Raw genomic sequence first — 20351 nt, forward strand, 5'->3', positions numbered from 1 at the left:
GGGTATCAGGCCTGTAGCTTGAGGCCGGAGGCTTGCAACGGATCCTCCGTCAATTCCCGAATAAACAACCCCAGCAATTCCGACTGGCTGCCAATACCCAACTTGGCATAGATGTTCTTGCGGTGAATCTTCACCGTGCCGGGGCTGATGTTCAGTTGTTCGGCCACCGAAGCACTGGAGTGGCCGCGCAACAACAGTTGAACGATTTCCTGCTCGCGGCCGGTGAGGATGTGCGCGCCGAACTGGTCGAAGGCTTCGCGGATCTTGAAGTCCAGGTCCTGTGCCGGTCGCGGTTGCTGGGCCTGACGCAAGCGCCAGGCCTCATTGATGACTTGTTCGACCACCGCTTGCGCGCACTCGACCAGTTGCATTTCGTCCCGGCTGAACGCACAGCTGGCGCTGGAGCGCATCAGTGACAACACCGCCGTGGCACCACCGCCGAGGTCGACGAAAAACGCCACTTCCTCGGCCAGACCCGTCTGCTGGTAATAGGTCAGGAAGTACTCGCCGAGGTAGAAGTGGTCGGGGGCGAACTGGCGCAGACGCCACAGCCCCGGTGCCTGCTCGCGTGTGCAGGCCAGGTAGAACGGATCGAGCAGGTAAGGCCCGCACTGATAGTCATCGACATACACCGCCCGCTTGTCCGCCGAGAACGTATCGAACAACGCCAGTGGCCGGTGATTGCCTTCGTAGACAAACAACACGAAATGATCGACCGGGCAGATTTGCCGAAGCCAATGGCTCAACCCCGACAGCCGCGCATGCCCGGCAGGCAGGTCGAGCAGGTGGGCGACTCCGGTGGTCCAGAGTTTCAGTTCCTTGGGGCGCATGGCGGCTACAGGCAGAAGAGGATGGCCTTTGGATGCACAAAGTACGCCATGGCGGTTTTGCCCGTGTGGCGCGGGGCGGGTGGCGGTGCGTCGTGGCAAAGACGCACCGCAACAGGGCCAGGTGTTACCGAGTGCTACAGGGCGGGTATCAAAAATGATCGGCTGAATCCTTCAGCGAGCACTCCGGGTCGAAGGCAACAGGATCGTCAAAATCCCCAGCAACGGCAGGTACGAACACAGCATGTACACGTACTCGATGCCATGGATATCCGCCAGATGCCCCAGCAGCGCGGCGCCAATGCCGCCGAATCCGAACATCAGGCCGAAGAACACCCCGGCGATCATGCCGACGTTGCCGGGCACCAGTTCCTGGGCGAAGACCACGATCGCCGAGAATGCCGAGGCGAGGATGAAGCCGATGATCATGCTCAACACGCCCGTCCAGAACAGGTCGACGTAGGGCAGGGCGAGGGTGAAGGGGGCGGCGCCGAGAATGGAAAACCAGATCACCTGCTTGCGGCCGATCCGGTCGCCGATCGGGCCACCAAAGAAGGTGCCCGCCGCGACGGCGCCAAGAAACAGGAACAGGTACAACTGCGAACTGGCCACCGACAGGTCGAATTTCTCGATCAGGTAGAAGGTGAAGTAACTGGTGAAGCTGGCCATGTAGAAGTATTTGGAGAACACCAGCAACGCCAGCACCACCAGGGCGAAGGTCACTCGCCGCTTGGAGAGGCCGTGGGTGGCCTTGCTGCCTTGCTTGAGCTTGAACAGGTTCAGGTGGTTGCGGTACCAGCGGCTCAGCCCGTACTGCACGAGGATGGCGAACACCGCGAACAGGCCGAACCAGGCGACGTTGCCCTCGCCATAGGGAATGATGATCGCGGCGGCCAGTAGCGGACCGAAGGCGCTACCGGCGTTGCCACCGACCTGAAAGGTCGACTGCGCCAGGCCGTAGCGACCGCCTGAGGCCAGTCGCGCCACCCGTGAGGTCTCGGGGTGAAAGGTCGACGAGCCAACCCCCACCAGTGCCGAGGCCACGAGAATGGCCGGGAAGCTGCCGACCATCGACAGCATCAGAATACCGATCAGGGTGCAGACCATGCCCGCTGGCAGCAGCCACGGTTTGGGATGCCGGTCGGTGTAGAAACCGATCCACGGTTGCAGCAGTGAAGCGGTGAGCTGGAAGGTCAGGGTGATCAGGCCGACCTGGGTGAAACTCAGGCCATAGCTGGCCTTGAGCATCGGGTAGATCGAAGGCAGCACGGCCTGGATCAAGTCGTTGATCAGGTGCGCCAGGGCGCAAGCGCCGATGACGCGCATGACCAGGGGGCTGGCCTGGCTTGCAACCGAGACGGTGGGCGAGGGTGAGCTGAGGGTAGTGGTCGACATAGGCGAGTTTCCGGATAAAAACGCGAACTGCGAACGCAAGGCGCAGCCCATTTCAGGGTTCGGCGTTATCCTAGGGGCCTCAAAGGCGCCCGTCTCGCGCAACTCGGGCATTGACCATCGCAAAAAGGGCGTCATGATCAAACCATTGCAGGCATTTCTTGCGGAGATCGACCAGGGCGGCTGGAGCGTACGCAGCAGTGCGACCGACTACCCGGAAAACTGGTTCATCGCGCCGCATTCCCATGAAAAGCATCAACTGATCTATGCCATCGAAGGCGTGATGGTGGTGCACACCGCCACCAGCCAATGGACGGTGCCGCCGAGCCGTGGCATCTGGATGCCAAGTGGAGAAGTGCACTCGATTCGCTGTGTGGGGGCGATCAAGATGCGCAGCGTTTTCGTGCGCCCTGACCCGAGCCTGGAGCTGCCCGCTGAAACCCGGGCGGTAAGTGTTTCCGCGTTGTTGAGTGAGCTGATCAAGGTCTCGGTCGATTTCGATTTCAACTGCGATCCGGACTCGCGGGAAGCCCGGGTGCTGCGGCTGATTCTGGATGAACTGACGATCCTGCCGACCTTGCCGTTGAACCTGCCACAGCCCACCGATCCACGGATCAACCTGATCTGCACCGCGTTGCAGCGTAATCCCGGGGATGGCTCGACGTTGTCGGACTGGAGTACGCGATTGAGCCTCGACGCAAAAACCATCCAGCGCAGGTTGCGCAAGGAAACTGGTATGACCTTCGGCCAATGGCGCCAGCAAGCGCGACTGCTGCTGGCGCTGGAACGAATCGCCGTCGGCGAGAAGATCATCGACATCGCCGGGGAGCTGGGATACGACAGCCCGAGCGCGTTCACGACCATGTTCAAGAAGCAGTTCGGCAAGACGCCGAGTGATTTTTTCAAGTGATCCTCAGAAACGATCGAGCCGGTACGGCGCAGTCGCCGGCAGGCCGTGAGGCTGGGCTTCGATCAAAGGCGAGGCCATTTGCGCAATCATTTCCGCCGTGACCGCCGCCTGGGTCAGCCCCAGATGCTGATGACCGAAGGCGAGCAGGACCTTGCCGTGGCACACTCGGTCGATGATCGGCAGGGAGTCGGGCAGGGAGGGGCGGAAACCCATCCACGGCGTGGCGGCTTCGGCACTCAGGTCGTGTTTGAACAGGCCTTTGCTCAGACGGTGCAACTGCCAGGCGCGCTCCATGGTCGGCGGGCATTCCAGACCGGCGAATTCAACGGTGCCGGCCAACCGCAGGCCCTCGGTCATCGGCGTCATGATGAACTTGCGCTCCAGCGATGTGACGGCGAACGGCAAGCGCCCGTGTTCGTGGGGCAGCATCAGGTGATAACCGCGCTCGGTGTCCAGCGGCACCTTCTTGCCGGTCAGTGCGGCGGTGAGCTTCGCTGAATGGGCGCCACAGGCAATCAATACCTGGCGACTGTTGAAACGGCCTTGATCGGTGATCAACGACACGCCGTTTTCATGCAACTGCCCGCCCTCGACCCGTTGCTTGAGGAACTGTACGCCGCTGCTTTTGGCGGCGTGGACCAGTTCGCCGACCACCCGGAAGGGATCGAGAAAGTGCCCGGTGCGCGGGAAGAACAAGCCGCCGCGGATCTGCTCGCTGAGTTGCGGCGCGGCATCGCGGACCGCCTGGGCCTGCCAGAAATCCACCGGCACTTGCTGCTGGCGCATGCGCGCCTGCAGCGCTTCGATGGCCTGTTGCGAGTCGGGGCGTTCGAACACCAGCAGCGAGCCGTCTTCCTTGAGCAATCCGGGGCGGTCTATGGTCTCCAGCAACCGGTGCCAGGCACCCAGGCTGCTTTCATTGAGCGCGCGGATGCCGGCCACGGTGCGCTGGAACGGCGCCGGGCGCAGGTTGAGCAACAGACGCACGAACCAGGGCAGGGCCCGGGGCATGTATTTCCAGTCCAGGCGCAGCGGGCCCATCGGGTCCATGAGCATGGCGGGCAGGCGTTTGAGGATCGACAGGTCGGCGATGGGGAACACCTGCTCGGTGGCCAGGTGCCCGGCATTGCCGAAGGAGGCGCCACGGCCGGGCTCCTGTTGATCGATGACCACCACCCGCCGGCCCTGGCGGGCCAGACGCAGGGCGCAGGCGACGCCGATGATTCCGGCGCCGATCACGGCAACGTCCGCCGCTGTGTGCGGGCTGTTGAAAAGGGAGTCGTTGGACATGGCCTAGGCTTCTCTCTGGCCGTCGAGCAGGCGACGCAACTGCAACGGATTGCCGTGCTTGAGCGCGGCCGGCAACAGGGCGTCGGGGAAGTCCTGATAGCAGACCGGGCGCAGGAAACGCAGGATGGCGGCGGTGCCGACCGAGGTGGTGCGCGCATCGGACGTCGCCGGGAATGGGCCGCCATGGACCATGGCGTCGCACACCTCGACCCCGGTCGGCCAGCCATTGACCAGCAGGCGTCCGGCCTTGCGCTCAAGGGTCGGCAACAAGGCCCTGGCGCTCTCCACGTCGGCATCGTCCAGGTGCAGGGTGGCGGTCAACTGGCCTTCCAGGTGTTCGATGACCTGGCGGATTTGCTCGTCGCTGGCGCATTGCACGATCAGCGAAGCGGCGCCGAACATTTCTGCCTGCAGCGCCGGGTCGGCGAGAAACTCACTGGCCTGGGTGACGAACAGGTGAGCCTGGCACTGGTTCGGGGTTTCGCCCCGCAAGCCGATGGCCACCGCGTGTGCATGTTTGAGCAGTGCGTCGACTCCGGCCTCGTAGGCGTTGAAAATACCGGGTGTGAGCATGGTCTGCGCCGGGCTGCGTCGTACATGATCTGCCGCCGCATTGATGAAGCGCTCAAGGTCCGCGCCTTGGCGGGCAATCACTAAACCGGGGTTGGTGCAGAACTGGCCGGCGCCTTGGGTGAGGGATGAAACGAAGCCTTGCGCCAGCGCTTCGGCACGCGATTGCAGTGCCGCGGGGAATAGCAGTACCGGGTTGATCGAACTCATCTCCGCATACACCGGGATCGGCTCGAGCCGTGCCTGGGCCGCGTTGTACAAGGCCATGCCACCGCTGCGCGAGCCGGTGAACCCTACCGCCTTGATGCGCGGGTCGGTGACCAGGGCGATGCCCACATCGCGGCCGGAGCCGTACAACAGCGAGAACACGCCGTCGTGCAGCCCGCAAAGTTTGACCGCACGGGCCAGCGCTCGGCCTACCAGTTCACTGGTGCCAGGGTGCGCGCCATGGGCCTTGACGATCACCGGGCAACCGGCGGCCAGCGCCGAAGCGGTGTCACCGCCGGCGACGGAGAAGGCCAGGGGAAAGTTGCTGGCACCGAACACCGCCACCGGGCCGAGCGGCACCTGACGCTGACGCAGGTCCGGGCGGGGCAGGGGTTGACGCTCCGGCAGTGCGGAGTCGACCCGCACATCCAGCCATTCACCGGCACGCACGGTGCGGGCAAAGGTGCGCAGCTGCTGGCAAGTGCGGCCTCGTTCACCCTGGATACGCGGGCGCGGCAGGCCGGTCTCGGCCACGGCGCGGTCGATCAATTCATCGCCCAGGGCTTCGATTTCGCTGGCGATGGTTTCGAGGAATTCGGCGCGGGCGTCCAGGGACGTCGCGCGATAGCTGTCCAGGGCACTCCACGCCAGGGCGCAGGCCTGTTCGACGTGCTCGCCGCTGCCACCGTGATAGGCCGGTTCAAGGGGCAGATCAGTGGCGGGATCAATGCCGCGGATCGCTTCGCGACTGCCGGGGATGGCCTGCTGGCCGATCAACATGTTGCCTGTCAGAGTCATGGTCGTTCCTGAAAAAAAGAGGGGAGGCGTTTGCGAAAAAACGCCGTACCGCCGTGGGCGAAAATAAAAGCGGCGCGCATTGGCACGCCGCTGTACAGGCTGGATGTCAGGCGAAGTTCTGCTCGGCCGACCACTGCTCGTACCACTGACGGAACAGTGCGTACTGGTTCTCGGCATAACGACGCTGGGCATCGCTGAGCACATCGGTCTCGTTGAAGTGCAGGGTGTATTCCTTGTCGCCATTGAGCACCATCAGGTGCTTGTAGTAGAGCACCAGGTCGCAACCCTCATCGAAGGACGACAGCACGGCGAGTGCGGATTCCAGCTCCCGCGCCTGACGACGCGCCTTGGCATCGCCCTTGGCCGCTTGTTTGCTCAAGGCCACCAGGCGCAACACTTCGCGCGGCAGTGCGTTGCCGATGCCGGTGATGGCGCCGGTGGCATTGCAGTTGACGAAGCCATGCACCACCTGGGTGTCGACGCCGACCATCAGGGTCACGTCATCGTCCTTGGAGGTGATGTGTTCGGCGGCGTAGCGCAGGTCGGCGGCACCGCCGAACTCCTTGAAGCCGATGAGGTTCGGGTACTCGCGGCGCAGTTCGAAGAACAGGTCGGCGCGGGTGGCGAAGCCGTAGTAAGGGCTGTTGTAGATCACCGCCGGCAGGCCAGGAGCGGCCTGGAGGATCGCGGCGAAGTGGGCTTTTTGCGCGGTGGCCGAAGCGCCGCGAGACAGCACGCGGGGAATGACCATCAAACCATGGGCGCCGACTTTGGCCGCGTGTGCCGCATGGGACACCGCTTCGCGGCTGTTGACGGCACCGGTGCCGACGATGGTCGGAACGCCGGCGGCCACCAGGCGCGCCACGCCTTCCTGACGCTCGGCTTCGGTCAGCAGCGGCCAGTCACCCATGGAACCGCAATACACCACGGCGCTCATGCCGATGTCGATCAGCTCGCGACCCTTGGCCACCAGCGCGTCGAAGTCCGGCTTGCGTTCGGCGGTGCACGGAGTCATCAGTGCAGGGATGCAGCCAGTGAAAATGTTATCGCTCATTGTGTAGTCACTCCTTGAAGCGTTCATTCAGATCGGGTTAGGGAAAAGGCGTGGCGGCTCAAATGCCCCACGCAAAGGGATCCTGTTCGTCGATCAGCAAGGTGCTGTCGGCGGCCATGTAGGCGCGGCCAGTGATGAAAGGGATGATGCGTTCGCCCTCCCATTCGTAGCTGCCGACGAATTGGCTGGCGGTGATGCTGGCCTGGACCCAGCGTTCACCGGCGGCCAGTTTTCCGTCGGCTGCCAGGCATGCCAGTTTCGCGCTGGTGCCGGTCCCGCAGGGCGAGCGGTCGTAGGCCTTGCCGGGGCACATGACAAAGTTGCGGCTGTCGGCGTGGTCGTCGTCGGCGAACAGTTCGATGTGGTCGATCAGCGCGCCGTCTTCGCCGTGGATGCCTTGAGCTTCCAGGGCCTTGAGCATTGCCCAGGTGTATTCGGTGAGGAACTCGACGTTGTCCATCTGCAACGCCTGACCGTGATCGGACACCAGGAAAAACCAGTTGCCGCCCCAGGCGATGTCGCCGTACACGCGGCCATGCCCCGGCACTTCGACCGGCACCTGTTGGCGGTAGCGGTAGGCGGGCACGTTGCGCAGGGTGACGTTGCCGTCCTCATGCAACGTGGCGCTGACCGGGCCGACCGGCGTATCGATCTTGTGCTCGCCGGGCTGGATATGCCCCAGGTAATGCAGCGAGTTGACCAGGCCGATAGTGCCGTGGCCGCACATGCCGAGGTAGCCGGCGTTGTTGAAGAAGATCACGCCGCAGGTGGCATCCGGCGACACCGGTTCGCAATACAGCGCACCCACCAGCACATCGTTGCCACGGGGCTCCAGCAGGCAGGCGCGACGCCATTGGTCATGCTGCTCGCGCAGGGCATCGCGCTTCTCAGCCATGGTCCGGCCAGGCAGTTGGGGCAGGCCCGACATCACCAGGCGAGTCGGTTCGCCGCCGGTGTGGGAATCAATGACATGTACTTTTTTCATAAACCTTTCCATTGGAAAAACTCAGAGGTTTTGCTGGCCTGAATCTCAGCGGGAAGTCTGGATGGACGCGCCAATCGGACGCTGGCCGCTGTAAACGGGATCGGCTTCGGCTTCACCGTCCTCGTCTTCCAGGCGAACCAGATGCGCCGGTACGCCGGTGGCCGCGCCCCAGTAGTAGATGCCCATCGCACAAGCCGCCACGACCACGGTGTCGAAGGGATGGGTGAGTACGCCCATGCCGCCGAAACTGCCCAGCCAGGACAGCACGATGGTCACGGCGTAGAAGCCGATCAGCCATGCCGAAGAGCGCACTTGCTGGGCCAGGCTCAGGTGTTGGGTCGGCACGAAACGTCCGCACAGCAGGTACACCACGAACATCAGGATCTGCAGGCCGAGCAGCCAGGACACGGTGCTCCAGCCGGACCAGTAGACGATCAGCGCGGCGATGATGAACGACACCGGGCCGAGGACACCCATGCGCTTGACCTTGAACGGACGCGGCATGTCCGGCGCATTGCGGCGCAGGGCGGCCACCGACACCGGGGCCACGGCGTAGCTCAACACCAGCGCGGCGGAGACCACGTTGATCAGGGCTTCCCAGGAGGGGAAGGGCAGGGTCCAGAACACCGACAGGGCAAAGGTCAGCCACAGCGCCGGACGCGGGATGCCGGACTTTTCATCGATACGGGTGAAGACCTTGAAGAAGGTGCCGGTTTGCGCCCAGCCGTAGATCACCCGCGGGGTGGCGTTCATGTAGATGTTGCCGCAACCGCTGGGGGAGATCACCGCGTCGGCCACCACCAGATAAGCCAGCCAGCCCACACCCAATGCCAGGGCGATGTCGCGGTAGGGCAGGGCCAGTTCCTTGGCGACGCCGGCCCAACCGTTGGCGAGCATTTCGGTGGGCACGCCGCCGAGGAACGCCACTTGCAACAACACATAGATGGCTGTGGAGAGCAGTACGGAGAGGATCAATGCAATCGGAATGGTACGTTGCGGATTCTTCACTTCGCTGGCCACCGAGATGATCGGCGTCAACCCCAGGTAGGCGAAGATAATGCCGCCGGCGGACACTGCCATCTCGACACCTGACAGCCCGAACGGCATGAAGCCCTGGGACTGGAAGTTCTCCGGTTTGAAGAAAGTGAACAGCACGCCGATCACCAGCAACGGCACGATGAACTTGAACAGGCTGATCAGGTTGTTGGCCTTGGCGAAGGTTTTCACGCTGTAGTAGTTGAGCATGAAGAACAGGCACAGCAGGCCGAACTGCACCAGCCAGCCTAGCGCCGTTGGATTGCTGGAACCGGCCTGGGTCAATGCGGGAAACCACGCAGCGGCATACTGGCGCGCGGCGACCACCTCGATGGCCACCAGGCTGGAAAACGCGATCAGCGTGATGAAGCCCATCAGGTAACCCAGCAGCGGGCCGTGGGAGTAAACCGGGTAGCGAATCACACCGCCGGCACGCGGCAATGCGGCGCCGAGTTCACAGTAGACGATGCCCAGCAGCAGCACCGCAAAACCGCCCAGCAGCCAGGAAAAGATCCCCGCCGGTCCCGCGATGGCGGACACGTGACTGGCTGCGAACAGCCAGCCGGAGCCGAAGATCGCCCCCAGTCCGATAAACGTAAGGTCTATCAACGAAAGTTGTTTTTTGAACTTGCCTTGGCCTGACATGGCATCGCCTTCTTGTGAGTTATTGGATAGGCAGGTGTGCACTTCAAATCGCCCTTTTCGGTTTTGCCGAGGAGGGCGGTGGCCATAGAGTGAACTCGGCGGCTTACTCGCGATTGATGTTTTCCTTGGGTGTCGATGACGAAATCAGCACAATGGGAAATGTCTGATTTTTGCGAGGGACCGGTTGATGACTCAGGATGCGTTTGCGCTGTTGTGCCAGGGCGACGACTCGAACCGCCCCGAATCCATCGAACAACTGCTGGCCGGCGTGGCGCTGCTGCTGCCCATGCTCGATGTCATTCCCAATGCGGCGATCTTCATCAAGGATGTGCAGGCGCGCTATGTCATGGCCAATCGCACGCTGGTGCAACGCTGTGGCTTGAAGCAGCTAAAACCTCTGCTGGGGAAAACCAGCGCCGAGGTGTTTCCCGAACAATTGGGGCCTGGTTACACCGAGCAGGACCGGCGAGTGCTGGAGCAGGGTTTTGTACTGGAAGACCAGCTGGAGTTGCATCTGTACGGCAGCCGCGAGCCGGGCTGGTGCCTGACCCATAAACGACCCTTGTATAACCGCCACAATGAAATCATCGGCTTGGCGGGCATCTCGGTCGATCTGCAATCGGCCAGTGATACGCACCCGGCGTACCAGCGCCTGGCGGCGGTGGACGAACACATTCGCGCGCATTTCAACCGTCGCGTCACCCTCGGCGAGTTGACGCGGATCGCCGGCATTTCAGTGGCGCAGCTGGAACGCTACTGCAAGCGCGTGTTCCACCTGACGCCCCGGCAGATGATCCAGAAGGTTCGCCTGGAGCATGCGCATCGGTTGCTCCACACCGATATGCCGATCACCGAGGTTGCCCTGCAGTGCGGCTATACCGACCACAGCGCGTTCACCCGGCAGTTCAAGGCCTTGACCGGCTTCACCCCGCGCCAGTACCGCCAGGCCACGGGACACGAGCAGCCGTCCGGTCTGGATTAGCGACGCGCCAGGGATCGCCCTGTAAACTGGCCGCGCAAAAGGCGCCTGCCTTACCCTTTCAAGCAAGAGAACCTGCAATGGCAAATCACGACCTGACCTTTACCCCCGATCCTGATGCCGATTCGATTTCCTCCGACGTCGTCGGTTTCGGCGGTGTGCTGGTCTCCACCCAGATCCCCACCCGCGCCGACGGCAGCCTCGAATTGGGCGACATCACCTTGCAAAGCGAATGCACCCTGCAAGCGCTGAAGGTTGCGCTGGAGCGTGCCGGCAGCTCCATGGACCGCGTGATGCACCTGACCATCTACCTCACCGACATGGCCGACCGCGCCGCGTTCAACGAAGTCTACAAGCGCTACTTCGCCAAGCCATGGCCGGTGCGCGCTGCTGTCGGGGTTGCCTCGTTGGCAGTGCAAGGCATGCGCGTGGAAGTGACCGCGATGGCCGCCAAGGCCTGATCGAAGCAACACACTCAATACTGTAGGAGCGAGCTTGCTCGCGATGGACGTTAACGATGACGCGGGCATTCTGTATGCACGCGTCGTCCTTATGTTCATCGTCGGAACGCCGCCCGGAGCAAGCTCGCTCCTACAAGGATTCAGGCAGGCTGGGCCTACGCAATACACCATCGGGCAGCGCACGAGTGCCGGTCAGGCGTTTCGCCGCTACAATGCACGCCTCGACCGTGACAAGCCTGACTAAAAAAACTATGTCTTTGCCCAAACATCACCTGGAATTGCTCAGCCCTGCCCGCGATGTGAGCATCGCCCGCGAGGCCATCCTGCATGGCGCCGATGCCATCTACATCGGTGGCCCGAGCTTCGGCGCCCGCCACAATGCCTGCAACGAAGTGAGCGATATCGCCCAGTTGGTGGAATTCGCCCGTCGTTACCATGCCCGGGTGTTCACCACCATCAATACCATCCTGCACGACAACGAACTGGAGCCGGCCCGCAAGCTGATCCACCAGTTGTACGACGCCGGCGTCGATGCGCTGATCGTCCAGGACCTGGGGGTGATGGAGCTGGATATTCCGCCGATCGAACTGCACGCCAGTACCCAGACTGACATCCGTACCCTGGAGCGGGCGAAGTTCCTCGATCAGGCCGGTTTCTCGCAACTGGTGCTGGCCCGTGAGTTGAATCTCCAGGAGATCCGCGCCATTGCCGACGAAACCGATGCGGCCATCGAGTTCTTTATCCATGGCGCGTTGTGCGTGGCGTTTTCCGGCCAGTGCAATATTTCCCACGCCCAGACCGGGCGCAGCGCCAACCGTGGCGACTGCTCGCAAGCCTGCCGTCTGCCGTACACCCTCAAGGACGAAAAGGGCGGCGTGATCGCTTACGAAAAGCACCTGCTGTCGATGAAGGACAACAACCAGAGCGCTAACATCCGCGCCCTGGTCGAGGCCGGCGTGCGTTCGTTCAAGATCGAGGGCCGCTACAAGGACATGGGCTATGTGAAGAACATCACGGCCTACTACCGCCAGCGCCTCGACGATGTTCTCGAAGATCGTCCTGACCTGGCCCGCGCTTCCAGCGGCCGCACCGCGCACTTCTTCCTGCCCGACCCGGAAAAAACCTTCCACCGTGGCAGCACCGATTACTTCGTCACTGACCGCAAGATCGATATCGGCGCCTTTGACTCGCCGACCTTCACCGGTCTGCCGGTGGGTGTGGTGGAGAAAGTCGCCAAGCGTGACATGCAGGTCGTGACGCACGAGCCGCTGTCAAACGGCGACGGCCTCAACGTGCTGGTCAAGCGTGAAGTGGTGGGTTTCCGTGCCAACATCGCCGAGCCCAAAGGCGAGTTCGAGGAAGACGGCGAGAAGCGCTATCGCTATCGCGTCGAGCCCAACGAGATGCCGGAGGGGATGTACAAGCTGCGCCCCAACCATCCGCTGAATCGCAATCTCGATCACAACTGGCAACAGGCGCTGCAAAAGACCTCTGCCGAGCGTCGTATCGCCCTGAGCTGGGTCGCTCGCCTGCGTGAAGAACAGCTGGAACTGAGCGCTACCAGCGAAGAAGGCATCAGCGCCAGCGTCACCCTGAACGGCCCGTTCGGCGCCGCCAACAAGCCGGAACAGGCGCTGGAGCAATTGCAGGATCTGCTCGGTCAACTGGGCACCACGCAGTACCACGCCATCGACATCAAGCTGGACGCGCCGCAGGCGTACTTCATCCCGAACTCGCAGCTCAAGGCCTTGCGCCGTGAAGTGATCGAAGCCTTGACCCAAGCGCGGATTGCCGCCCACCCGCGTGGCAGCCGTAAAGCTGAAACCAGCCCGCCGCCGGTGTACCCGGAGTCGCACCTGTCGTTCCTGGCCAACGTCTACAACCAGAAGGCCCGCGACTTCTATCACCGCCATGGCGTCAAGCTGATCGACGCGGCCTACGAGGCCCACGAGGAAACCGGCGAGGTGCCGGTGATGATCACCAAGCACTGCCTGCGTTTCTCCTTCAACCTGTGCCCGAAACAGGCCAAGGGCGTCACCGGCGTACGCACCAAGGTCGCGCCGATGCAACTGATCCACGGCGATGAAGTACTGACGCTGAAGTTCGACTGCAAGCCTTGTGAAATGCACATCATCGGCAAGATGAAGGGCCACATCCTCAACCTGCCGCAACCGGGCAGCGTGGTAGGGCACATCAGCCCCGAAGACCTGCTCAAGACCATCCCGCGCGCGCCGCACTGAGTGACCGGTGAGTGCGCCGCAACGGCGCGCTCATCTGTTGTTCAATACCCTGTGTAGTTGAAGTAAACGAATGCCACGGCAACAGCCAGACCAAACGCTGCCAGGGCTTTTGTTTGTGCGGTTGCCTGAAATTCGCTCGACCCTTGCTCATGGGGTTGCGAGTACGCGGTGGCGTCATGGCGGCGCTGCAGAATGGCCCGATAGGTGTAACCCAAGCCGACCAGCAGGAAAATAGCCATCAGGCCAAGGGTCAGCCAACGTATCGTTGCCGGTTTTCCAGCGGCGGATACGCGCATCTCGTCTTCACAGGCCGCGCTCTCGAACTCCAGGACAGAAATGGGTTGGTAAACCGTCAAGGGCCGCTGCACATCACTGTGTATCGCCGCCATTTGTTCCAGGTCCAGTGCCTGATACTTCCAGAGCGTCATCGATCCTTCCCGGCAGTAGGTGAACGAAGCGGGGCTCGAGGCGCCGATGATGCAGGCATCGTCAATTCCGATTTTTTTCAGGGTTTCCATCGCAGACCGTGTGAAGTCCATTTCGAGAATGGGAATGACGCCGTTGGCAGACACCGCGACCGACACCAGCAGGCTCGCGATGACGCAGAGGGTTGATATTTTCAAAGTCGAGCCCCCCTCGTTTTTTGTAGGTTCTTTGTGATAAACGCGGGGTCTGGTTGCAACCTGCTTTTGCTGAAGTCTAGACGCTGGCGACAAACCTGGAGCTGGCGGTTGAAACTATTCGCAGGTTTCGGCGACGGCTTTTTCAGCTCGTTTGTATTCCTGTTTGACGTCGGTGGGGATGCGCTGCTTTTTCAGTTCCTGACCGAGGAAGGGTTGCTCGCCCCTGGACTGGACCTCTGCGTCCTCGGCCGTTATCTGCGCTTCGATGGCCGCAGCATGCTTGTCGATGACGGCATCGACCTCGGCTGCATTTTTGGCGGTATCGAGCGCTAGAACCAACTGGCCGGCCTCGGCTTTTTCGGCTTCGGCATAGGCTTCGACCGTCAACCCGGAGGCCAAGGCTCTCGTCTGGGTTTCCAGCCGATTGAGATGCTCCCGGGCGGCCTTGCAGACCGTTTCCTGTCGCTGGCTCTGGATGTGTTCCCAGGTGTGCAACCCATAGATCGCGGCCCCGACCACCAGTAGGGTTGCAGCGGTAGCCATTAATTTGCCTTTCACATTGGCGCCCTCAGATGACAAGGGGAAGGGTGTTGCGCACACGATTCCCGATTCCATTCGAGTAAGGAAAAGCGTAGCAGACCTGGTCGGGCTGAACGTGTGTCGACCACTCGCCAAGATGCGGTTCAACACTAAGCGTCTGTTTTAAAAAACAAATTGTTTTGTTGGGGCTTCCCAAACGAGACAAAGGTTGGTAAATTTGCGCCCACTCTTGCACAGGCCCTCAGGGAGCCTCTCGCGCAAGCAGGCAACAGCTCTTGTTGCCACTCAAGAAAGCGAGTGCCAGGCACTCATCGCAACAGATACAGGGGCGTCGCCAAGCGGTAAGGCAGCAGGTTTTGATCCTGCCATGCGTTGGTTCGAATCCAGCCGCCCCTGCCATTTTTTATTCCTGCGTAATCAGATAACACTCGACCGACGGTTATTATTCGTCGGTTTTTCCGTTTTTGCGCCCGTTGTCCACCTCTACCGAAAGCGCTCCGGGATGGCCTCGGCAAACGGATACCAGGAAAACCAGGGTCTTGCCTCGTCGATCACGCGCTTGACCGAGGTCCTTTGGACCAACCTGTCGAAATAAGCACTCAAGTGCTGGTAATCGTCGGGAAACGGCACGAGGGTGCTGGCGTAGAACAGCGCCGGGGCGGCGGCGCAATCGGCCATGCTGAACGCCGGGCTGGCCACCCAGGTTCTTGCCGCCAGTTGACGTTCAAGCATGCCGTACGCCGTTGTCAGCGCGGCGCGTTCCCGGGTCAGGTCACCGTTGGCGGCGTTCATTCGGTCAGCGACGATCTTCTGCATCGGCACCTGAACGTGCAGGTCGAAAAAACGATCCCACAGACGTACTTCCAGGGCGTTTTCCCGATCTTCGGGAATCAGCTGCGCCTGGCCGGGATGAATCCGGTCCAGGTACTCAATGATCACGCTCGACTCCGGCACAACCTTTTGCCGGGCGTGATCGCGAAGCACCGGGAACTTGCCGATCGGCCACAGCGCTTGAAGTTCGGCCCGGTCGGCATCGTTGCCCAGATCGATAACTCTTTTTTCAAACTCGATGTTCAGTTCATAGAGCGCGATCAGCGCTTTGTGGCAGAACGACGAGAGCGGGTGGAAATAAAGAGTCAGTGACATCCTTCAAATCCTCGATGAGATGGAAACCACTTGATTATCCGTCGCCATCGGCCAATGCGCGAGGTGCTCCATCCCGATGTCCGGTGGGGGCTATTCGGGTTAGAGTGCAGATCCTGGCCTGAATATCAGGTATGACGCGTTTAAGGTCATATAACCATGCACCAGATCGGACTCATTGTTTACCCTGGTTTCCAGGTTCTGGGCCTGGCCATGTGTGCCGCCTTCGAGTTGGCCAACAGCGCCGCAGATGAGCCGTTGTACAGCATTGCATTACTGTCCGAACCGGGCGGCATGGTGCAGACGTCCGCCGGTTTTGCTGTGCAGACCGAGGCGTTCGACCAGCGTGCGTTCGATACGCTACTGGTCATGGGCGACAACCTGATCCGCCCGACCACGCCGGGCATGCTGGAGTTTTTGCGCCGCGCCAGTCACGGCACCCGGCGTCTGGGCTCGATTTGCACGGGGGCGAATGCGTTGGCGGAGGCCGGTTTGCTCGACGGTCGGCGGGCGACCACCCATTGGGCGCATGTGCCGTCCTTTCGCAAGGCGTACCCGAACGTGAAGGTCGAGGAAGACCGGATCTTCATCAACGATGGCCACCTGTGGACCGCGGCGGGGATGAGCGCATGCGTGGACCTGGCGTTGGCACTGGTGGAGATGGATCTGGGGGCCGACGTTGCACGCAAGGTGGCGCGGCAATTGGTGGTGTACCACCGGCGTTCCGGTGGGCAGTCGCAGTTTTCGGTGATGCTGGAACTGGCCCCCAAGACCGATCGCATACAGGCCGTGCTGAACTACGCCAAACAGAATCTCAAGTCCGCGCTGTCAGTCGAGGAACTGGCCAGCGCGGCCAATCTCAGCCCTCGGCAATTCAGCCGGGTGTTTCATGCCGAAACCGGCCAGTCTCCGGCCAAGGCCATCGAAAACCTGCGGGTCGAGTCGGCCCGGTTGATGATGGAAAGCGGGCGGTACTCCATCGATGTGGTGGCGACGGACACGGGCTTTGGTGACCGGGAACGTATGCGTCGCGCTTTTATTCGGGCGTTCGGGCAGCCGCCACAGGTGATTCAGCGTGCCAGTCGGGGCTGAATCATGATGTCCTGAAAGGTGGTGTATACGACATTCATGTCGATATATTATTATCGTAATATTTATCTCGTTGAAACTTTTCCCTCAATGAGATCACCGCCATGACCCTCGTCAAAGCCGCTGCCGTACAAATCAGTCCCGTTCTTTACAGCCGTGAAGGCACCGTCGACAAAGTGGTGCAGAAGATTCTCGACCTCGGCGAGCAGGGCGTGCAATTTGCCGTGTTCCCGGAAACCGTTGTGCCCTACTACCCGTACTTTTCCTACGTGCAGTCGCCGTTCGAAATGGCCGCCGAACACCTCAAGCTGCTGGACCAGGCTGTCACCGTGCCTTCGGACGCCACCGATGCCATCGGCGCTGCGGCCAGGCAAGCCGGCATGGTCGTGTCCATCGGCGTCAACGAGCGCGATGGCGGCACGCTGTACAACACGCAGTTGCTGTTCGATGCCGACGGCTCGCTGATCCAGCGTCGCCGCAAGATTTCCCCGACCTACCACGAACGCATGATCTGGGGCATGGGCGACGGCTCCGGCCTGCGGGCCGTCGACAGCGCGGCAGGGCGCATCGGGCAACTGGCCTGCTGGGAGCATTTCAACCCGCTGGCCCGTTATGCCTTGATGGCCGATGGCGAACAGATCCATGCGGCCATGTACCCGGGGTCGTTTGCAGGTCCGTTGTTCGCCTCGCAAATGGAAGTCAGCATTCGCCAGCATGCCCTGGAGGCCGCCTGCTTTGTGGTCAATTCCACGGCGTGGTTGTACCCCGAGCAACAGGCGCAGATCATGGCCGACACCGGTTGCGCCATTGGTCCGATCTCGGGTGGCTGCTACACGGCGATCGTCGGCCCGGACGGTGTGGTGCTGGGTTCGTTGCAGGAAGGTGAGGGCGAGGTGATTGTTGATCTCGACATGAGCCAGATCGACAAGCGCAAACGCATGATGGATTCCCGTGGCCACTACAGCCGCCCGGAATTGCTGAGCCTGCTGATCGACCGCACCCCGCAATCCCATGTGCATGAACGCAGCGCGCATCCGAAGCTGGCCGAGCAGACCGGGCTGGAAGAAGTGATGGGTTAGTTCCGGGCAAAAAAACAGGGGACTTCATGGAAGTCCCCTTTTGTTTGTCCGCGTTGCAGGTTTCGTTTCAGCGACGCCAGAAGCAACGAGCCAGCAGTGCATCGATGCTGAGCTTGCCGCCACCCATCAGCAACAGCGGCGTGAAGGCCACCAGGTAGATCAATGGCAGTTTGAAGTTGCCGTAACCCTTGTTGCTGATGGCATAGCCTTGGGCAAGTTCACTCAGGGTATGCCAGTCGGCGGGCCAATGGATGGCGGCGGTTGCGACGAGGGTCACCACCATCAGGCTCAACGCCGAAAAACGTGTGCCCAGGCCCAGCAGCAAGGTCATGGAAAAGACCAGTTCGGCCCACATCGACAGTTCCCAGTTCAGCGTCGCTGGAAGGTGGTCGAACGGAAACGGGAAGCGCTCCTGGATATCAGTGAACCAGTTCTGGCCGTTGAATTTTTCCAGGCCGGACTCCAGGAATTCCCAGGCGAGGAACACCCGCAGCGCCAGGGGCGCAACCCAGTCGCCGGCACGGTCGAGGTTCAGGTACAGGCCTTTGACGGCCGAAGAAATGGAGGTGCTCATGGATGTTGATCTCTTTCAGGTCAGGGAGGCGGGGCAACGGCATGCCCCGTGAGTTGAGCGTTTTGATCGGCCTGGCCAATCGACAGGCGTATTTCATCAACGGGGTGTATCTGCGGTGTGTCGTTGTGGCGGGGTTTTGAGTGTGGGGTGTGTCAGGGGCGGGGCTGTATACATTGAGATACGTAAACGGCCACCACTGTCCTTGTGGGAGCGAGCCGGCTCCGGGCGGCGATCCGACGATAGCGGAGTGTCGGGCGGCCGCTATGTTGGATGTGCCGGCCTCTTCGCGAGCAGGCTCGCTCCCACAGGAAAATTGCTATACATTTTCCGGCCGCCCTTTGCATGGTGTAACCGCTTCATGTCTCTTGCGCTCGAACGTCTAGTCGCTGGCACGCCAATCCCTTTTGCCGGTAATCGTGTCACTGTTGTCAGCCCCGAACTGGCGCAACGCTTCCAGCCCGGTGACCACCTGCTGGTGGAGCAGGTCAGCGGCGAGTTGCTGCTGATCCCCGTGGCGGACCAGCAAGCGGCCAGCGTCGCGATCGAGCGCGCCGAAGCGGCGTTTACCGCGCTGTCGGCGGTGTCCGATCAAGCGATCAGCGCCTTCTTCGATCTGTTTGCCCAGCGCCTTGAAACCCCGGAGTGCTGGGCCTTTATCGAGGCCGCCAACCTGGCCGACATCGAACGGGCCAAGGCGCGCGGTCGCTCGACCACCCGGTTGCTGGCCGATGAGCGCATGCGTCGCGACATGATCGCCGGCCTGCGCGCCTGGCGTGATGCAGCGGCCAGCCGTGGCAAGGTGATCAGTTGCGTCGAGCATGATGGCTGGAAAGTCGAACAAGTGGTCTCGCCGCTGGGCATCGTCGCGTTCGTCTTCGAAGGTCGGCCGAATGTGTTTGCCGATGCGGCCGGTGTATTGCGCACCGGCAACACCGCCGTGCTGCGCATTGGCAGTGATGCGTTGGGCACGGCCCAGGCGATCGTCACCCATGCACTGAACCCTGCGCTGAGCGACGCCGGCTTGCCGGCCGGTGCAGTGTCGCTGGTGGAAAGTGTCAACCACGCCGCCGGTTGGGCGATGTTCGCGGACCGACGCCTGTCGTTGGCGGTGGCCCGTGGTTCGGGGCGCGCCGTCAGCCAGTTGGGCAGCATCGCGCAGCAGGCCGGCACGGCGGTCAGCCTGCATGGCACCGGTGGTGCGTGGCTGATCGCCAACGCCGATGCCGACGCCCCGCGTTTTGCCGCCGTGGTGCGCAACTCCCTGGACCGCAAGGTCTGCAACACCCTGAACGTCTGCCTGATTCACCGCGACCGTGCCGCTGAACTGGTGCCGCTGTTCCTCGACGCACTCAAGCAGGCCGGCACTGCACGTGGGCAGGGCTGCAAGCTGCACATCGTCGAAGGCAGCGAGTTGCATTTGCCGCAAGACTGGCTGGCTGCAACGGTCGAGGTGTACCGCGCCGAAGGCTATCAGACCGAAGCGCAGGCCGAGCCGTTGGCGGAAGATCAATTGGGCCGTGAATGGGAGTGGGAAGAAACCCCGGAAGTCAGCCTGAAAATCGTCGACGACCTGGACAGCGCCATTGCCTTGTTCAATCGCTACAGTCCGCAATTCACCGTGTCCTTGATCAGTGAAAGTGCCGAGGCCCAGGAGCGTTTCTACAACGCGGTCAACGCGCCTTTTGTCGGCAATGGCATCACCCGTTGGGTCGACGGCCAGTATGCGCTGAGCAAGCCGGAGCTGGGGCTTTCGAACTGGGAGAGCGGGCGCCTGTTTGCTCGCAGTGCGATTCTCTCGGGTGATGGCGTGTTCACCATTCGCAGCCGCATGACCCAGATCGATCTGGGCGTCAAACGCTGAGATGGCGGAACCAGTGACCGCTGCAAGGGCGGTCACTTTTTTACGTAAA

18 protein-coding genes and 1 tRNA gene are annotated in these 20351 nt (G+C 61.8%); 8 read left to right on the forward strand and 11 right to left on the reverse strand.

Going from position 1 to position 20351, the window contains the following annotated elements; all coding sequences use genetic code 11:
• Window positions 1-5 precede the first annotated feature (5 nt).
• Complete coding sequence (locus tag AC1DWG_RS23585) at window positions 6-830, reverse strand: response regulator transcription factor (RefSeq protein ID WP_477788423.1); 825 nt, start codon at window positions 828-830, stop codon at window positions 6-8.
• 171 nt (window positions 831-1001) lie between these two features.
• A complete protein-coding gene (locus AC1DWG_RS23590; RefSeq protein ID WP_477788424.1) occupies window positions 1002-2222 on the reverse strand; it encodes an MFS transporter in 1221 nt (406 codons plus the stop codon).
• A gap of 133 nt (window positions 2223-2355) precedes the next feature.
• On the opposite strand from AC1DWG_RS23590, the gene AC1DWG_RS23595 reads away from it, so the two are divergent.
• Window positions 2356-3129, forward strand: a complete 774-nt coding sequence (locus AC1DWG_RS23595; RefSeq protein WP_477788425.1) for an AraC family transcriptional regulator — start codon at window positions 2356-2358, stop codon at window positions 3127-3129.
• Between the two features lie 3 nt (window positions 3130-3132).
• Here AC1DWG_RS23595 and AC1DWG_RS23600 read toward each other — a convergent pair whose 3' ends face one another.
• From AC1DWG_RS23600 to AC1DWG_RS23620, 5 genes are all read right to left on the reverse strand, one after another.
• Window positions 3133-4419 (reverse strand): NAD(P)/FAD-dependent oxidoreductase, encoded by a 1287-nt coding sequence (locus AC1DWG_RS23600; RefSeq protein ID WP_477788426.1) that lies wholly within the window; start codon window positions 4417-4419, stop codon window positions 3133-3135.
• 3 nt (window positions 4420-4422) lie between these two features.
• The gene (locus tag AC1DWG_RS23605; RefSeq protein WP_477788427.1) at window positions 4423-5994 is read right to left on the reverse strand and encodes an aldehyde dehydrogenase (NADP(+)); all 1572 of its coding nucleotides are present in this window, start codon (window positions 5992-5994) and stop codon (window positions 4423-4425) included.
• Window positions 5995-6100: 106 nt separating this feature from the next.
• On the reverse strand, window positions 6101-7048 hold the full coding sequence (locus AC1DWG_RS23610) for a dihydrodipicolinate synthase family protein (protein ID WP_477764067.1): 948 nt from the start codon (window positions 7046-7048) through the stop codon (window positions 6101-6103).
• A 58-nt stretch (window positions 7049-7106) separates the two neighbouring features.
• Complete coding sequence (locus tag AC1DWG_RS23615; protein WP_477764068.1) at window positions 7107-8033, reverse strand: 4-hydroxyproline epimerase; 927 nt, start codon at window positions 8031-8033, stop codon at window positions 7107-7109.
• Window positions 8034-8078: 45 nt separating this feature from the next.
• Window positions 8079-9713, reverse strand: a complete 1635-nt coding sequence (locus tag AC1DWG_RS23620) for an APC family permease (protein ID WP_477760689.1) — start codon at window positions 9711-9713, stop codon at window positions 8079-8081.
• Between the two features lie 187 nt (window positions 9714-9900).
• Between AC1DWG_RS23620 and AC1DWG_RS23625 the strand changes: the two genes are divergently transcribed.
• The 3 genes from AC1DWG_RS23625 (at window position 9901) to AC1DWG_RS23635 (ending at window position 13393) form a co-directional block, all read left to right on the forward strand.
• Window positions 9901-10695 carry a PAS domain-containing protein gene (locus AC1DWG_RS23625; RefSeq protein WP_477753975.1) on the forward strand — a complete coding sequence of 265 codons (795 nt, stop codon included), beginning with the start codon at window positions 9901-9903 and terminating at the stop codon, window positions 10693-10695.
• A 77-nt stretch (window positions 10696-10772) separates the two neighbouring features.
• Window positions 10773-11153 carry a RidA family protein gene (locus AC1DWG_RS23630; protein ID WP_477753974.1) on the forward strand — a complete coding sequence of 127 codons (381 nt, stop codon included), beginning with the start codon at window positions 10773-10775 and terminating at the stop codon, window positions 11151-11153.
• 251 nt (window positions 11154-11404) lie between these two features.
• On the forward strand, window positions 11405-13393 hold the full coding sequence (locus tag AC1DWG_RS23635) for a peptidase U32 family protein (RefSeq protein WP_477753973.1): 1989 nt from the start codon (window positions 11405-11407) through the stop codon (window positions 13391-13393).
• A 41-nt stretch (window positions 13394-13434) separates the two neighbouring features.
• On the opposite strand, the gene AC1DWG_RS23640 is transcribed toward AC1DWG_RS23635, so the two are convergent.
• Together AC1DWG_RS23640 and AC1DWG_RS23645 are read right to left on the reverse strand one after the other, a co-directional pair.
• Window positions 13435-14016 carry a hypothetical protein gene (locus AC1DWG_RS23640; protein WP_477764069.1) on the reverse strand — a complete coding sequence of 194 codons (582 nt, stop codon included), beginning with the start codon at window positions 14014-14016 and terminating at the stop codon, window positions 13435-13437.
• Window positions 14017-14130: 114 nt separating this feature from the next.
• Entirely contained in the window at window positions 14131-14559 is a 429-nt protein-coding gene (locus AC1DWG_RS23645) for a hypothetical protein (protein WP_477753971.1), read from the reverse strand.
• A gap of 321 nt (window positions 14560-14880) precedes the next feature.
• Here AC1DWG_RS23645 and AC1DWG_RS23650 point away from each other — a divergent pair.
• A tRNA-Gln gene (locus AC1DWG_RS23650) sits at window positions 14881-14955 on the forward strand.
• A gap of 84 nt (window positions 14956-15039) precedes the next feature.
• Here AC1DWG_RS23650 and AC1DWG_RS23655 read toward each other — a convergent pair.
• Window positions 15040-15702 carry a glutathione S-transferase family protein gene (locus AC1DWG_RS23655; protein WP_477788428.1) on the reverse strand — a complete coding sequence of 221 codons (663 nt, stop codon included), beginning with the start codon at window positions 15700-15702 and terminating at the stop codon, window positions 15040-15042.
• Between the two features lie 156 nt (window positions 15703-15858).
• Between AC1DWG_RS23655 and AC1DWG_RS23660 the strand changes: the two genes are divergently transcribed.
• Window positions 15859-16791 carry a GlxA family transcriptional regulator gene (locus tag AC1DWG_RS23660; protein ID WP_477764071.1) on the forward strand — a complete coding sequence of 311 codons (933 nt, stop codon included), beginning with the start codon at window positions 15859-15861 and terminating at the stop codon, window positions 16789-16791.
• A gap of 101 nt (window positions 16792-16892) precedes the next feature.
• Window positions 16893-17867 carry a nitrilase-related carbon-nitrogen hydrolase gene (locus AC1DWG_RS23665; RefSeq protein ID WP_477753968.1) on the forward strand — a complete coding sequence of 325 codons (975 nt, stop codon included), beginning with the start codon at window positions 16893-16895 and terminating at the stop codon, window positions 17865-17867.
• Window positions 17868-17934: 67 nt separating this feature from the next.
• Here the strand turns inward: AC1DWG_RS23665 and AC1DWG_RS23670 are convergent, their stop codons facing one another.
• The gene (locus AC1DWG_RS23670; protein WP_477764072.1) at window positions 17935-18441 is read right to left on the reverse strand and encodes an HvfX family Cu-binding RiPP maturation protein; all 507 of its coding nucleotides are present in this window, start codon (window positions 18439-18441) and stop codon (window positions 17935-17937) included.
• Between the two features lie 358 nt (window positions 18442-18799).
• Between AC1DWG_RS23670 and AC1DWG_RS23675 the strand changes: the two genes are divergently transcribed.
• On the forward strand, window positions 18800-20302 hold the full coding sequence (locus AC1DWG_RS23675; protein WP_477788429.1) for an aldehyde dehydrogenase family protein: 1503 nt from the start codon (window positions 18800-18802) through the stop codon (window positions 20300-20302).
• The last annotated feature ends 49 nt before the right edge of the window (window positions 20303-20351 follow it).

This window comes from Pseudomonas sp. P4_B3, assembly GCF_056402295.1.

Bases quoted from the DNA above. Each gene is read 5' to 3' on its own strand.
- AC1DWG_RS23645 (WP_477753971.1), bottom strand. From the start codon at position 14,559: ATGGCTACCGCTGCAACCCTACTGGTGGTCGGGGCCGCGATCTATGGG.
- AC1DWG_RS23585 (WP_477788423.1), bottom strand. From the start codon at position 830: ATGCGCCCCAAGGAACTGAAACTCTGGACCACCGGAGTCGCCCACCTG.
- AC1DWG_RS23610 (WP_477764067.1), bottom strand. From the start codon at position 7,048: ATGAGCGATAACATTTTCACTGGCTGCATCCCTGCACTGATGACTCCG.
- AC1DWG_RS23615 (WP_477764068.1), bottom strand. From the start codon at position 8,033: ATGAAAAAAGTACATGTCATTGATTCCCACACCGGCGGCGAACCGACT.
- AC1DWG_RS23665 (WP_477753968.1), top strand. From the start codon at position 16,893: ATGACCCTCGTCAAAGCCGCTGCCGTACAAATCAGTCCCGTTCTTTAC.
- AC1DWG_RS23595 (WP_477788425.1), top strand. From the start codon at position 2,356: ATGATCAAACCATTGCAGGCATTTCTTGCGGAGATCGACCAGGGCGGC.
- AC1DWG_RS23630 (WP_477753974.1), top strand. From the start codon at position 10,773: ATGGCAAATCACGACCTGACCTTTACCCCCGATCCTGATGCCGATTCG.
- AC1DWG_RS23675 (WP_477788429.1), top strand. From the start codon at position 18,800: ATGTCTCTTGCGCTCGAACGTCTAGTCGCTGGCACGCCAATCCCTTTT.
- AC1DWG_RS23590 (WP_477788424.1), bottom strand. From the start codon at position 2,222: ATGTCGACCACTACCCTCAGCTCACCCTCGCCCACCGTCTCGGTTGCA.
- AC1DWG_RS23605 (WP_477788427.1), bottom strand. From the start codon at position 5,994: ATGACTCTGACAGGCAACATGTTGATCGGCCAGCAGGCCATCCCCGGC.
- AC1DWG_RS23660 (WP_477764071.1), top strand. From the start codon at position 15,859: ATGCACCAGATCGGACTCATTGTTTACCCTGGTTTCCAGGTTCTGGGC.
- AC1DWG_RS23600 (WP_477788426.1), bottom strand. From the start codon at position 4,419: ATGTCCAACGACTCCCTTTTCAACAGCCCGCACACAGCGGCGGACGTT.
- AC1DWG_RS23620 (WP_477760689.1), bottom strand. From the start codon at position 9,713: ATGTCAGGCCAAGGCAAGTTCAAAAAACAACTTTCGTTGATAGACCTT.
- AC1DWG_RS23635 (WP_477753973.1), top strand. From the start codon at position 11,405: ATGTCTTTGCCCAAACATCACCTGGAATTGCTCAGCCCTGCCCGCGAT.
- AC1DWG_RS23670 (WP_477764072.1), bottom strand. From the start codon at position 18,441: ATGAGCACCTCCATTTCTTCGGCCGTCAAAGGCCTGTACCTGAACCTC.
- AC1DWG_RS23625 (WP_477753975.1), top strand. From the start codon at position 9,901: ATGACTCAGGATGCGTTTGCGCTGTTGTGCCAGGGCGACGACTCGAAC.
- AC1DWG_RS23655 (WP_477788428.1), bottom strand. From the start codon at position 15,702: ATGTCACTGACTCTTTATTTCCACCCGCTCTCGTCGTTCTGCCACAAA.